Source organism: Bacillus cereus group sp. MG4, assembly GCF_040460055.1.
GTDB classification, from domain to species: Bacteria; Bacillota; Bacilli; order Bacillales; family Bacillaceae_G; genus Bacillus_A; species Bacillus_A wiedmannii.
Genome location: NZ_JARVGZ010000001.1, coordinates 4,964,988 through 4,977,435 on the forward strand (window position 1 = coordinate 4,964,988; position 12,448 = coordinate 4,977,435).

Here is a 12,448-nt window from a genome sequence, read left to right on the forward strand (position 1 = left end):
ATAAGGGTGTTAATATGTGTGTGGGGATATACAATTACATACATAATTCAGAAGTGGAGAGATTTTTTATGGAAAAAACATTTCTAATGGTAAAACCAGACGGTGTACAACGTGCCTTCATTGGGGAAATCGTAGCTCGTTTTGAGAAAAAAGGCTTTCAATTAGTTGGTGCAAAATTAATGCAAGTCACTCCGGAAATTGCTGGACAACACTATGCTGAGCACACAGAGAAACCTTTCTTTGGTGAATTAGTAGACTTTATTACATCTGGACCTGTATTCGCAATGGTATGGCAAGGTGAAGGTGTAGTAGATACAGCTCGTAACATGATGGGTAAAACAAGACCACATGAAGCAGCTCCTGGAACAATTCGTGGAGATTTCGGTGTAACTGTTGCGAAAAACATTATCCATGGTTCTGATTCGTTAGAAAGTGCAGAGCGCGAGATTGCTATTTTCTTTAAGGAAGAAGAATTAGTTGACTACTCAAAATTAATGAATGAATGGATTTACTAATTATTTTGAAATAATTTGTAAACGCTTTAATCACTGTGATAATAGTAGAAAGTGCAAGGAGAATAGGGGTATTCTTCTTGCACTTTTTTTGTTGCAATTAGTTACGAAGTTAGAGCTGTTATGATATATTGATATGTAAAGTAAAAGGCCTATTGGATAATAAGCGAATGGCTGATCAAATATATAATTACTTTCATATTTTTAGAGTAAGGAAAGATAATATCATTGCTTAATATAGCGGGATAAATACATATACGAAAAGAGGAATAACGTATGCGATATATTACAGCTGGTGAATCTCATGGTCCACAACTTACAACGATTATAGAAGGTGTTCCGGCAGGACTGCCTTTAGTAGCAGATGATATAAATGAAGAGTTAGCTAGAAGGCAAAAGGGGCATGGGCGTGGTAGACGCATGCAAATTGAAACAGATCAAGTGCAAATTGTAAGTGGTGTTAGACATGGAGAGACATTAGGTTCTCCAATTGCACTTGTTGTTGAAAATCGTGATTTTGCACATTGGACAAAAATTATGGGCGCAGAGCCTTTAACGGAACAAGAAGAAAAAGAAATGAAAAGGAAAGTAACAAAACCAAGACCTGGGCATGCTGATTTAAATGGTGCGATTAAATATGGTCATAGAGATATGAGAAATGTACTGGAGCGTTCTTCAGCACGCGAAACGACAGTGCGTGTTGCTGCTGGTGCGGTTGCTAAAAAAGTGTTAGCAGAACTTGGTATTACAGTGGCGGGCCATGTAATTGAAATTGGCGGTGTTGAGGCTCAGGAAATTACGTATAGTTCAATTGAAGAATTAAAAAGTATTACAGAAGCATCACCTGTACGTTGCTTAGATGAAGAAGCAGGTAACCAAATGATGAAAGCAATTGATGATGCGAAAGCAAATGGTGATTCAATAGGTGGAATCGTTGAAGTGATTGTGGAAGGAATGCCAATTGGGGTCGGTAGCTATGTACATTATGATCGAAAACTGGATGCAAAATTAGCAGCTGCAATTATGAGCATTAATGCTTTTAAAGGCGTCGAGATTGGAATTGGTTTTGAAGCAGCGCATAGACCGGGAAGTGAAGTTCATGATGAAATTCTGTGGAATGAGGAACATGGATATACACGAAGAACAAATAATGCAGGTGGATTAGAAGGCGGTATGACGACTGGAATGCCAATTGTTGTGCGCGGTGTGATGAAACCGATCCCTACACTATATAAACCTCTTCAAAGTGTAGATATTGAAACGAAAGAGCCTTTTACAGCGAGCATTGAACGTTCAGATAGTTGTGCTGTGCCAGCAGCTAGTGTCGTTGCAGAAGCGGTTGTGGCTTGGGAGTTAGCGACAGCTTTAATAGAACAATTCGGATTAGATCGTATGGACCTTATTCGTGAAAATATTGAGAAACATAATGAATATGCGAGGGGATTTTAATGGGAAACATACATATTCAAACGAAATCAAAAGAATATGATGTACATGTAGGAAAAGAATCGTTGTCACATTTGACAACAATCATTCAAAACATGCAGCCATCTGTATCAAACATCATGATCATTTCAGATGAAGTTGTTGCAACTTTACATTTACAGACAGTTGTAGATGCATTGCAAATAAAGCAAAAAGTATTTTCATTTGTCGTACCGAGTGGCGAAAAAGAGAAGTCTTTTGAAAATTTCTATGCGGCTCATACGTCAGCTCTTGAAAATAAATTAGATAGAAATTCTTTAATTATTGCACTTGGAGGCGGGATGATTGGAGATTTAGCTGGTTTTGTTGCTGCGTCGTTTATGCGTGGAATTCGCTTCGTTCAAGTTCCAACGACTTTATTAGCTCACGATAGCGCAGTAGGTGGGAAAGTAGCAATTAATCACCCGTTAGGTAAAAATATGATAGGGGCATTCCATCAACCAGAAGCAGTTGTATATCATACGCCTTTTTTACAGTCTCTTCCTGAAAAAGAGTGGCGTTCAGGTTATGCAGAAGTAATAAAACATGCTCTTATTGGTGATGTAAAGCTGTATCATTGGTTAAAAGAAGAAGTGCAAACATTAGCGGATCTTCGTGATGAGAAGTTAATCCATATATTAACGAAGGCAATTCCTGTAAAGGCAAACATTGTATCGCAAGATGAAACAGAAAAAGGTGTACGTGCTCATTTGAACTTTGGACATACGTTAGGCCATGCTCTTGAAAAAGAACTAGGATATGGAAATATTACTCACGGTGACGGAGTAGCGGTTGGAATGTTATTTGCCTTATTTTTAAGTGAGCAAGTGTACAAGGTTAATCTTTCTTATGAAGAGATGAAGCAGTGGTTCTTAAAGTACGGATATCCAAAAATGCCAAGTGATTTAAATGTAGAGCGTCTCGTTCAATTAATGAAACAAGATAAGAAAGCGAACGCTGGAGCAATTCATATGGTGTTAATGCAGGAATATGGGGTAGTGAATGTCGTATCTATTCCAGATGAGACTGTTCATATTGCGTTAGAGGCATTTCAAAAGGATATGGTTTAAGAGCTAAGAAGTGCTTGTTTAAAGGTATCCTCGTAATAGTGACGGTTAAGATAGACGATTGCAGTGAGAGGTTACAACCTTATTGTAATTGAATTGAATAAAACGACTGGGGGAAGAAAAATGAGAGTGAAAGAGCAATTGTTAACTTTGAGAGCATATGTACCTGGGAAAAATATTGAAGAAGTAAAAAGGGAATATGGATTATCAAAAATTGTGAAATTAGCATCGAACGAAAATCCATTCGGTTGCTCAGCACGCGTAACAGAAGCATTAACTTCTTTAGCAAGTCAATACGCTCTTTATCCAGATGGATATGCATTTGAACTTCGGACAAAAGTAGCAGAGCAGTTAGGTGTCAAAGCAGAACAACTGTTATTTGGTAGTGGATTAGATGAAGTCATTCAAATGATTAGCCGTGCATTACTACATGAAGGAACAAATGTTGTAATGGCGAATCCAACATTCTCGCAATACCATCACCATGCTGTTATTGAAGGAGCAGAAGTTCGTGAAGTATCACTTAAAGATGGCATTCACGATTTAGATGCGATGTTACAGCAAGTAGATGATAAAACGAAGATTGTATGGATTTGTAACCCGAATAATCCGACAGGTACATATGTAGAGAAACAAAACTTACTTTCATTTTTAGAATCAGTTCCTAAGTCAGCGCTCGTTATTATGGACGAAGCATATTATGAATATGCGGGGGCAGAAGACTATCCGCAAACATTACCACTTCTTGAAAAGTATGAAAATCTTATGGTTTTACGCACGTTTTCAAAAGCATATGGTTTAGCTGCTTTCCGTATCGGATATGCGGTTGGTAATGCGAATTTAATCGGGCAGCTAGAAGTAGCAAGGTTACCATTTAATACATCGACTGTAGCGCAGGCTGTAGCACTCGCTGCATTAGAAGATCAAGTATTTTTAAAAGAATGTGTGAAAAAAAATGAAGAAGGATTAAATCAATATTACGCATTTTGTAAGGAATATAACGTATTCTATTATCCATCTCAAACAAATTTCATTTTCTTAAAACTCGGTATTCCTGGTAATGAGGCTTTCGAACGATTAATGAAGAAAGGATATATTGTTCGTTCTGGTGCTGCATTTGGTATACATGATGGTATTCGTATTACTGTCGGTTTGAAAGAAGAAAATGATGAAATTATAGAATTATTGAAAGAGCTTGTAAACGAGCAAGTAAAGAAAGAAGAAACATACTCTTAAGAGTTTGTGAAGGCTCCTAATATAGGAGTCTTTTTTATTTAAATGAAGGCCTGTAAAGCTTGATCCGTGCGTGTTAATAATTAATAAGGGAAGTTATTTGCACGGTAATGAAAGAAAACGGTACAATAGAAAGTAGTAATGCGGTATCGGTGTCATATTCGAATCGTTATGAGTGAAAGTACAAGAAGAAGTATGCTTATTCTAAAGGTTGCGTTCGTACACCTAGTTACTTATGATAAAGTGAAACTTTAATCAGTGAGGGGCTGCTTATCCTCTCACTGATTATTAGCCCGCACCAATCGGGGTAAATGAACAGAAAATAATATTTGTTAGAATTAAAGGAGACGTTTATGCAAAAGTTTGAACAAGCTGTATCATATATTGAAAATGGTGAAGCGGAAAAAGGATTACAATTATTAAAAGAACAATTAAAAATTGCGAATGATGAAGAGAAGTATGATATCGCTCGCTATTATCATACACTTGGATTTACGGATGAAGCGTTAGCTATTACAGAAGATTTGCGTTTATTGTATCCGGAAGAAAGTGAATTCACTGTATTTTTAGCAGAATTATATATTGATCTAGACAAAGAAGATGAAGCGATTGAAGTACTTCATGATATTCCAGAAAATGATGATTTATATGTTCAATCGTTATTACTTGTTGCGGATTTATTCCAAATGCAAGGTTTCGATGATGTAGCAGAACAAAAACTATTAAAGGCGAAAGAAATGATGCCTGACGAGCCTGTTATTACGTTTGGATTAGCAGAGTTATATAGTAGTAAAGGAGAAGAACAAAAGGCAATCGCTCATTATGAGTCGCTATTAGCGGAACATAAAGTAATGGGTGGTGTTGTCATTGCACTTCGCCTTGGAGAAACGTTAAGTGCGATTGGAAATTGGGAAGAAGCGATTTCTTATTACGAAGCAGGTTTAGAGGAACAAAAAGATATTCACTCATTATTTGGATATGCCTTCACGTTATACCAAGGTGAAGAATACCAACGAGCAATTGGTGCTTGGCAAGAACTAAAAGAATTAGATCCTGAGTATGCATCGCTTTACATGTATTTGGCGAAAAGCTATGAAAAAGAAGGAATGCTTCAAGAAAGCTATGAAACACTTCAAGAAGGAATTAAAGTAGATGAGCTTTCTGTACCATTTTACGTAGAATTAGCGAACATTGCGGCGAAATTAGGAAAAATAGCGGAAGCAGAGGAAGTGCTTCAAAAAGCGCTTGAGTTAGATCCAGGACATTTAGGTGCGATATTAAAATATGCGTATATCTTAAAAGAACAGGAAAAATATGAAGAGTTAATTGCAGTTGTAGAGCGTGCGATTGATAGCGGAGAACCAGATACACAACTACTTTGGGATCTTGCGTTTGCAAAAAAACAATTAGAAATGTATTCGGATGCATTAAAACACTATGAAAGTGCATATACTTCTTTTAAGAATCATCCAGACTTCTTGGAAGAGTACGGTTATTTCTTATTGGAAGAAGGTATGCGAAAAGAGGCGAAAGAAGTATTTACTCAGTTAATACAACTAGACCCGACACAAATTCATATTGAAGAATTGTTATATAATTTAGAGGATTTTTCATAAGTTGGAAGGAAACTGAATACCGCTTCTTGAATCTAAAAAGAAAAGAGAAAGACAGAGGAGGGACTTAATTGCTATGAATACCCCTGTTTCTGTAAACGAGAAGAAGGATTTTGTAAAATGGTTTTTGAATAATTACCAACTGAAACAGCGTGAATGCGTATGGATTTTGAATTATTTAATGAGTCATGACCAATTGATGCATAAAGTCCACTTCGTAGAGCATGCAAAATATTGTCCGCGTGGTTTAGTGATGTCCGCGAATTGTGTGAAAGACACACCGTTTCACTTTTTTAAACAAAATGTTATGACAACAGATGCTGAAAAATCGTTTCATGATATTCGTTTAAATCGAGATGAAGATATTTATATTCAACTCAATTTTAAATCATCGTTTCAAAATGCCAATTATGTAGCTGTATTAGAAGAAAACCCGTATTTACCAAAGCATATTGAAGTAAATGAAAAAGATCGTTTACTTGCAGAAAGATTTTTAGAAGAAAGTGTATTTTCTTTTAGAAGAGAACGTCTTTTGAAACAAATTGATGAAGCGCTGGATAAGCAAGATAAGGAAGCGTTTCATAAGTTAACAGCTGAGTTAAAGATGTTATAGAATTCATTTGGATTCATAAAATTTTACAAATTTCAGACTTTTCGAGAAAAACTACCTTAATATAGGTAGTTTTTCTTTTTTTACCTCTTTTAGTATGGTTTAATATATATAAAGTGAAAGTTCTGTCATTTGCAAATGAAGGGAGGGAAGACATTTGAAATGGAGTGTAAAAGATGTGGAGCAGTTTGAGCAAGCAAGAGAGTATGTAGATACTGGTGTTATACCACTTTTATCAATTTCGGCAGCAAAAGAAATGAAAATGGTAGTAGAACAAGGTGAATTTATCGAATTGTTGAGTATGGAGTTGGAAAGAGAATATAAAGGAAGAGTACTTTTACTACCTGCATTTACGTATTTAGTAGAAAGTCAAAAAAATGAAAAAGGTCGTTTGCAAGAATGGACAAATCATTTGCAAAAGCAAGGTTTTAAGCATATTGCTTATGTTACAAGTGATTTTTCATGGAAAGAAGATATGCAAGAGTTACAAGGAGATTTATTTTGGTTTCCTTCATTAGCGTTAGAACAATTTAGTGATCAAGCGAAAAGAGAAGTTATTCATGCACATATAAAAAATATAATGGTGATGTTAGAAGAAAAGTGGGGAAAGTAATAATAAACAGAAAGTTCTTATTATTATGAGTAGTATGATATTGACCTGTACCTAAGCGTATTATATCATGATAGTGTCCTAGTTTTTATTTTTTATATAATTTATCACGAGGGGACAATTTCTGATAGAGGGGGGAAATTTTCGTGAGCGAGAAAGAACATCGTGTATCAAGAAGACAGTTTTTAAATTACACCCTTACAGGGGTAGGAGGCTTTATGGCAGCGGGTATTTTAATGCCGATGACGCGATTTGCGCTTGATCCGGTGTTAAGAAAAGAAGCGGGAACGGATATGGTTGCTGTTGCACAAGTAAAGGATATTACAACAGAGCCGAAACGTTTCGATTTTAAGGTGAAGCAGGTTGATGGTTGGTACAAGTCCGAAGAGCCAAAATCAGCTTGGGTTCACAAAGATGAAAGCGGAGACATTGTTGCGTTCTCTCCAGTATGTAAACATTTAGGATGTACAGTTAACTGGAATTCGGACAAAGCACATCCGAATCAATTCTTTTGTCCATGTCACGGGGGCCGTTACACAAAAGACGGGATGAACATTAAAGGTACGCCGCCCCTTGCTCCGCTTGATGTATACGAGTCCAAAGTAAAAGATGGAACGCTGTATTTAGGCAAAGCGAAGCCAAAAGGGGGTGCAAAGTAGATGCTAAATAAAATTTATGATTGGGTAGATGAAAGGTTAGATATTACACCAATATGGCGTGATATCGCTGATCATGAAGTACCTGAACATGTAAACCCGGCACATCACTTTTCTGCATTCGTTTATTGCTTTGGAGGACTTACCTTTTTCGTTACTGTAATTCAAATTTTATCAGGAATGTTTTTGACGATGTATTATGTGCCTGATATTAAAAATGCTTGGGAATCGGTTTATTATTTACAAAATGAAGTTGCATATGGGCAAATTGTTCGTGGTATGCACCACTGGGGCGCTAGTCTCGTCATTGTAATGATGTTTTTACATACACTTAGAGTTTTCTTCCAGGGTGCGTATAAAAAGCCTCGTGAGTTAAACTGGATTGTTGGTGTTCTTATTTTCTTTGTTATGTTAGGTCTTGGTTTTACCGGATATTTATTACCGTGGGATATGAAAGCATTATTTGCTACGAAAGTAGGGATTCAAATTGCAGAGCAAACGCCGCTCATTGGTCCTTATATTAAAACATTACTCGCTGGTCATTCCGAAATTGTTGGCGCTCAAACATTAACTCGCTTCTTTGCTATTCACGTATTCTTCTTACCAGCAGCACTTCTAGGTTTAATGGCCTTCCACTTCATCATGATTCGCAAACAAGGTATTTCCGGTCCGCTATAAGAGATTGCTAAATTAAAGGGGAAAGAACTAAAGGAGGGAGATTATGCATCGAGGCAAAGGGATGAAGTTTGTAGGAGATTCTCGGGTACCAGTAGCTCGGAAACCAAATATTCCAAAAGACTATTCTGAATACCCAGGAAAAACAGAAGCGTTTTGGCCGAACTTCTTGTTAAAAGAATGGATGGTTGGTGCAGTTTTTTTAATCGGTTATTTATGTTTAACAGTGGCGCATCCGTCACCACTTGAGAGAATGGCGGATCCAACTGATGCCGGATATATACCACTTCCAGATTGGTATTTCTTATTCTTGTATCAGTTATTAAAGTATTCTTATGCTTCTGGTTCATTTACTGTAATTGGAGCGTTTATTATGCCAGGGATTGCGTTTGGCGCATTACTGTTAGCTCCATTTCTTGATCGAGGCCCAGAAAGACGCCCATTGAAGCGTCCTGTAGCAACTGGATTTATGCTTTTAGCAATTGCATCGATTATCTTTTTAACTTGGGAATCTGTAGCACACCACGACTGGGAAGCTGCAAAAAAACAAGGAGCAATTGTAAAAACAGCACCAGTTGATAAAAATGATGACGGCTATAAATTAATGCAAAAAAATACTTGTTTAACATGTCACGGTGACAATTTACAAGGCGGGGCAGCAGCACCGGCACTGCAAAATTTAACTTTAAAGCCAGAAGAAATTGCTAAAATTGCGAAAGATGGAAAAGGTTCAATGCCTAAAGGCGTATTTAAAGGTACGGATGAGGAATTGAAGAAGCTTTCGGAATTCATTGCTAAGTATAATAAAAAATAATAAAAAGCTGACTACAAAATTTGTAGTCAGCTTTTTATTTTGATGAAAGAAAGTTTACTATATAATAGAGTAGAGTTTGAGGAAAGAATGACTTTGTTTGAAAGGTGTTGGACATACAGCTTGGTTTATTTGTATGCAATGTTAAGACAACGCTCTATATTATTATTTTTATTAGTTGTTAACATATTAGGTACAATATACGGATTTATATGGTATGGAAATCAATTAAAAGAAACCTCACCTATATTTTGGCCGTTTGTACCCGATAGCCCGATGGCGAGTCTCTTTTTTGTCTTTGTTTTAATTGCTTTTTTAAGAAAGAGAAATTGGGGATTAATAGAGGCGCTAGCGATTGTTACTTTAATGAAATATGGTATATGGGCTGTTGTTGTAAATGCAATTATGATCTATGTAAAAGGTTCTATTGGTCTTATGGGGTATATGTTAATGCTTTCGCACTTTGCGATGGCAGTACAAGGATTGTTATATGCACCGTTTTACCGTATAAAAAAATGGCATTTTGCGGTAGCAGCTATATGGACATTACATAATGATGCAATTGATTATTTATTTTGGCAAATGCCGAGATATGGAATTATGCATTTGTTTGTAGAAGAAATTGGTTACTTTACGTTTTGGCTAAGCATCGTCACACTATGTCTTACGTATTATTATTGCTTGCGTGAGAACCGAAAACAGTTTTCTTTATGATAGTTAGAACATGTAGGGGGAGAAAATGAAGAAAAATAAGAGTGGTACAAAAATATTGGATCGATTGATTACTATAGTTGTTTCATATAGTATAGCATTTTCTATATTTGCACTCGCAACAACGGCGGTTGTATACGGAAAATGGCTATATTATTTTGAAATTGATTTTTTAAACATTCCAGATTTAGCGGATATGACGAAGGATGATATTAAAAGAAATTATGATGTGCTTATTACATATTTATCGCCGTTTTATGATGGAGCATTGCAGTTGCCAACATTAGATATGTCTACAAATGGCCGTATTCATTTTGTAGATGTTAAAAATATTTTAGTAAAGATTCAATATGTAATGTATGCGACAATTATGATTGCAATAATAGGCGGGATTTATTTATTAAAAAAGAAAAATGAAAAGTTTTTACTGCACGGATCAATTTTAACAATTATCTTACCGATCGCGCTCATGTTACCGATCGCTATTAATTTTGAAAAGAGTTTTGTATTATTCCATAAGCTGTTATTCAGTAATGATTATTGGATGTTTGATATTGAAACGGATCCAATTATATTAATGTTACCAGAAGAATTCTTTATGCATGCTGCGTGTGCAATTTTATTATTTATTTTATGTGGCAGCATAATTTGTTACAGCTTGTATAGATATTTCGTAAAAAAGAAAAGGATTTCAAAGGAAAAATTCTCTGTTTAAAGAGAATTTTTTTGTTTGTAAAACGATAATATATTTTTCGGTCCAGTTCTGTTCTATTCTTGTCCCAATTAACATATTTTGTACTAGTAGTTATAGGGGGGACCGTGATGAAGAGAACATTAATTGGATTGATAGCATTTCTAATTATAATGTTTCCGTTACGTATATATGCTGAAGAGTGGAGTGAACTAACAGGGTTGTTAGACGACTCATTACAATTAGTGAAGCGTAATGAAGATGAAAAAGCAGTACAAGTATTACAACATTTCTCGGAGCAGTTTGTCATAAAGGGGAATGAAAAGAAGCAAGAAGTAACGCCAGATCAAGTTAGAGTTATTTCTTTAGCTTACGACAAGGCGAAACAATCACTCGCGGAAACAGATTTAGGTAAACAAGTTAAAATTGATAATGTGTTAGCCCTACAGCTCGCTGTTGATGCGAAAGTGTCGAAATATCAACCACTTTGGATGGAAAGAGAAAAAAAAGTAATGGGTGCCTTTTCTCAAATGGAAAAAGCGATGAAAAAAGAAGATACGGGACAGTTTCAACAAACGTTAAACACATTTTTACATGAATTTAATATTATTTATCCAAGCTTAATGATTGCTTTGCCAGAAAACGAAGTGCAGCGTGTAAATGCCCATTTATCTTATTTGGATGAATTTCGTAACGTTATGTTAAAAACGAAAGGTGGGCAAATGCAATTAGGAATCATTAAAGGGGACTTGCAAAAAATATTTCACACAGTAAAAAAAGATGAAATTGCACCCTCTCTCATTTGGTTTATGACAATTACTGGAGGTCTTATTTTATTCACATTAACTTATGTTGGATGGAGAAAGTATAAAGGAGAGAGAGAAAAAAGAAAAAGTAATGTACAATCTAAGAATAGATAATGCAATAAATAAAGATATGGATTGTAAGGTTTATTCATTGACAATGATGTCAGAAGAAAATAGAATGAGAAGTACTATAATTAAAACTTCAATGGAGGTTCAAAGGTTCATGATGTTTTATTTAATTTACTTCGCGATCATAATGATCATACCGTTGTATGCACAGTCAAAAGTACGTAGTGCCTATAGCAAGTATTCACAAGTTTATTCAACATCAGGTATGACAGGAGCGGAAGTGGCTCGAAAAATTTTAGATGAGAATGGATTATACAACGTAGCTGTAGAAGAAACACCAGGTCATTTATCAGACCATTATGATCCAACTGCCAAAACAGTTCGATTATCAACAGACAACTATTACGGTCATTCAGTTGCTGGTACAGCAGTTGCAGCACACGAAGTAGGACACGCAATTCAAGATGCAAAAGACTATAACTTTATGCGTATTCGTCATTCGTTAGTGCCAGTTGCAAACTTTGGATCGAATATATCATGGGTATTTATTATGATTGGTATATTTGCGACAATGTCAAAACTATTGTTATTAGGAATTATTTTAATGGCAGCAGGTGTTGTGTTCCAACTCGTTACATTACCTGTTGAGTTTGATGCATCAAAGCGTGCGATGCAACAAATTGAAGCGTTAGGTATCGTATCAACAGATGAATATGGGCAAGCTCGTAAAGTATTAAATGCGGCAGCATTAACATATGTAGCAGCTGCAGCTGTAGCGGTATTTGAATTATTACGTCTCGTATTAATGTATACTGGTATGCAGCGTAGCGACGACTAAAGACTATCAATTTTGATAGTCTTTTTTTTGTTTTGTGAATTGAATTATATAATGTATTGCAAATAGAAATAATAGAAGTAAT

The 12,448-nt window shown here is 35.8% G+C and carries 14 protein-coding genes; all 14 read left to right on the plus strand.

What is annotated here, in order from left to right:
- Positions 1-68 precede the first annotated feature (68 nt).
- The 14 genes from ndk (at position 69) to QCI41_RS26305 (ending at position 12,366) form a co-directional block, all read left to right on the plus strand.
- Positions 69-515 (plus strand): nucleoside-diphosphate kinase, encoded by a 447-nt coding sequence (gene ndk, locus QCI41_RS26240; RefSeq protein WP_000415885.1) that lies wholly within the window; start codon positions 69-71, stop codon positions 513-515.
- Between the two features lie 273 nt (positions 516-788).
- Positions 789-1,961 (plus strand): chorismate synthase, encoded by a 1,173-nt coding sequence (gene aroC / locus QCI41_RS26245; RefSeq protein ID WP_001269357.1) that lies wholly within the window; start codon positions 789-791, stop codon positions 1,959-1,961.
- Complete coding sequence (gene aroB / locus QCI41_RS26250) at positions 1,961-3,046, plus strand: 3-dehydroquinate synthase (protein ID WP_064473268.1); 1,086 nt, start codon at positions 1,961-1,963, stop codon at positions 3,044-3,046. Before aroC ends, aroB begins: the two co-directional genes overlap by 1 nt.
- A 120-nt stretch (positions 3,047-3,166) precedes the next feature.
- Positions 3,167-4,279, plus strand: a complete 1,113-nt coding sequence (gene hisC / locus QCI41_RS26255) for a histidinol-phosphate transaminase (RefSeq protein WP_353836293.1) — start codon at positions 3,167-3,169, stop codon at positions 4,277-4,279.
- A gap of 350 nt (positions 4,280-4,629) precedes the next feature.
- Complete coding sequence (locus tag QCI41_RS26260) at positions 4,630-5,892, plus strand: tetratricopeptide repeat protein (protein ID WP_353836292.1); 1,263 nt, start codon at positions 4,630-4,632, stop codon at positions 5,890-5,892.
- A 73-nt stretch (positions 5,893-5,965) separates the two neighbouring features.
- Positions 5,966-6,502 carry a ReoY family proteolytic degradation factor gene (locus QCI41_RS26265; RefSeq protein ID WP_001095922.1) on the plus strand — a complete coding sequence of 179 codons (537 nt, stop codon included), beginning with the start codon at positions 5,966-5,968 and terminating at the stop codon, positions 6,500-6,502.
- 154 nt (positions 6,503-6,656) lie between these two features.
- Complete coding sequence (locus QCI41_RS26270; protein WP_000872168.1) at positions 6,657-7,112, plus strand: YpiF family protein; 456 nt, start codon at positions 6,657-6,659, stop codon at positions 7,110-7,112.
- A gap of 143 nt (positions 7,113-7,255) precedes the next feature.
- Positions 7,256-7,768, plus strand: a complete 513-nt coding sequence (gene qcrA / locus QCI41_RS26275) for a menaquinol-cytochrome c reductase iron-sulfur subunit (protein WP_001290419.1) — start codon at positions 7,256-7,258, stop codon at positions 7,766-7,768.
- Positions 7,769-8,443: a menaquinol-cytochrome c reductase cytochrome b subunit gene (gene qcrB, locus QCI41_RS26280; protein WP_000932700.1), complete on the plus strand. Its 675-nt coding sequence runs from the start codon at positions 7,769-7,771 to the stop codon at positions 8,441-8,443. It begins immediately after the preceding gene.
- Between the two features lie 43 nt (positions 8,444-8,486).
- Positions 8,487-9,254 (plus strand): menaquinol-cytochrome c reductase cytochrome b/c subunit, encoded by a 768-nt coding sequence (qcrC, locus tag QCI41_RS26285; RefSeq protein WP_000554600.1) that lies wholly within the window; start codon positions 8,487-8,489, stop codon positions 9,252-9,254.
- A 120-nt stretch (positions 9,255-9,374) separates the two neighbouring features.
- Positions 9,375-9,965 carry a lipoprotein heptaprenylglyceryl N-acetyltransferase LhaT gene (lhaT, locus tag QCI41_RS26290; protein WP_353836291.1) on the plus strand — a complete coding sequence of 197 codons (591 nt, stop codon included), beginning with the start codon at positions 9,375-9,377 and terminating at the stop codon, positions 9,963-9,965.
- Positions 9,966-9,990: 25 nt separating this feature from the next.
- Positions 9,991-10,677: a lipoprotein intramolecular transacylase Lit gene (gene lit / locus QCI41_RS26295; protein WP_353836290.1), complete on the plus strand. Its 687-nt coding sequence runs from the start codon at positions 9,991-9,993 to the stop codon at positions 10,675-10,677.
- 107 nt (positions 10,678-10,784) lie between these two features.
- Complete coding sequence (gene ypjB, locus QCI41_RS26300) at positions 10,785-11,573, plus strand: sporulation protein YpjB (RefSeq protein WP_353836289.1); 789 nt, start codon at positions 10,785-10,787, stop codon at positions 11,571-11,573.
- Between the two features lie 109 nt (positions 11,574-11,682).
- Positions 11,683-12,366, plus strand: coding sequence for a zinc metallopeptidase (locus QCI41_RS26305; protein WP_075308939.1), 684 nt, complete (start codon positions 11,683-11,685; stop codon positions 12,364-12,366).
- Positions 12,367-12,448 lie beyond the last annotated feature (82 nt).

What these genes read in the sequence shown, in the direction of transcription:
- qcrB (WP_000932700.1), top strand. Translation starts at nt 7,769, where the DNA reads ATGCTAAATAAAATTTATGATTGGGTAGATGAAAGGTTAGATATTACA.
- lit (WP_353836290.1), top strand. Translation starts at nt 9,991, where the DNA reads ATGAAGAAAAATAAGAGTGGTACAAAAATATTGGATCGATTGATTACT.
- ndk (WP_000415885.1), top strand. Translation starts at nt 69, where the DNA reads ATGGAAAAAACATTTCTAATGGTAAAACCAGACGGTGTACAACGTGCC.
- aroC (WP_001269357.1), top strand. Translation starts at nt 789, where the DNA reads ATGCGATATATTACAGCTGGTGAATCTCATGGTCCACAACTTACAACG.
- QCI41_RS26265 (WP_001095922.1), top strand. Translation starts at nt 5,966, where the DNA reads ATGAATACCCCTGTTTCTGTAAACGAGAAGAAGGATTTTGTAAAATGG.
- ypjB (WP_353836289.1), top strand. Translation starts at nt 10,785, where the DNA reads ATGAAGAGAACATTAATTGGATTGATAGCATTTCTAATTATAATGTTT.
- QCI41_RS26260 (WP_353836292.1), top strand. Translation starts at nt 4,630, where the DNA reads ATGCAAAAGTTTGAACAAGCTGTATCATATATTGAAAATGGTGAAGCG.
- QCI41_RS26305 (WP_075308939.1), top strand. Translation starts at nt 11,683, where the DNA reads ATGATGTTTTATTTAATTTACTTCGCGATCATAATGATCATACCGTTG.
- hisC (WP_353836293.1), top strand. Translation starts at nt 3,167, where the DNA reads ATGAGAGTGAAAGAGCAATTGTTAACTTTGAGAGCATATGTACCTGGG.
- qcrC (WP_000554600.1), top strand. Translation starts at nt 8,487, where the DNA reads ATGCATCGAGGCAAAGGGATGAAGTTTGTAGGAGATTCTCGGGTACCA.
- aroB (WP_064473268.1), top strand. Translation starts at nt 1,961, where the DNA reads ATGGGAAACATACATATTCAAACGAAATCAAAAGAATATGATGTACAT.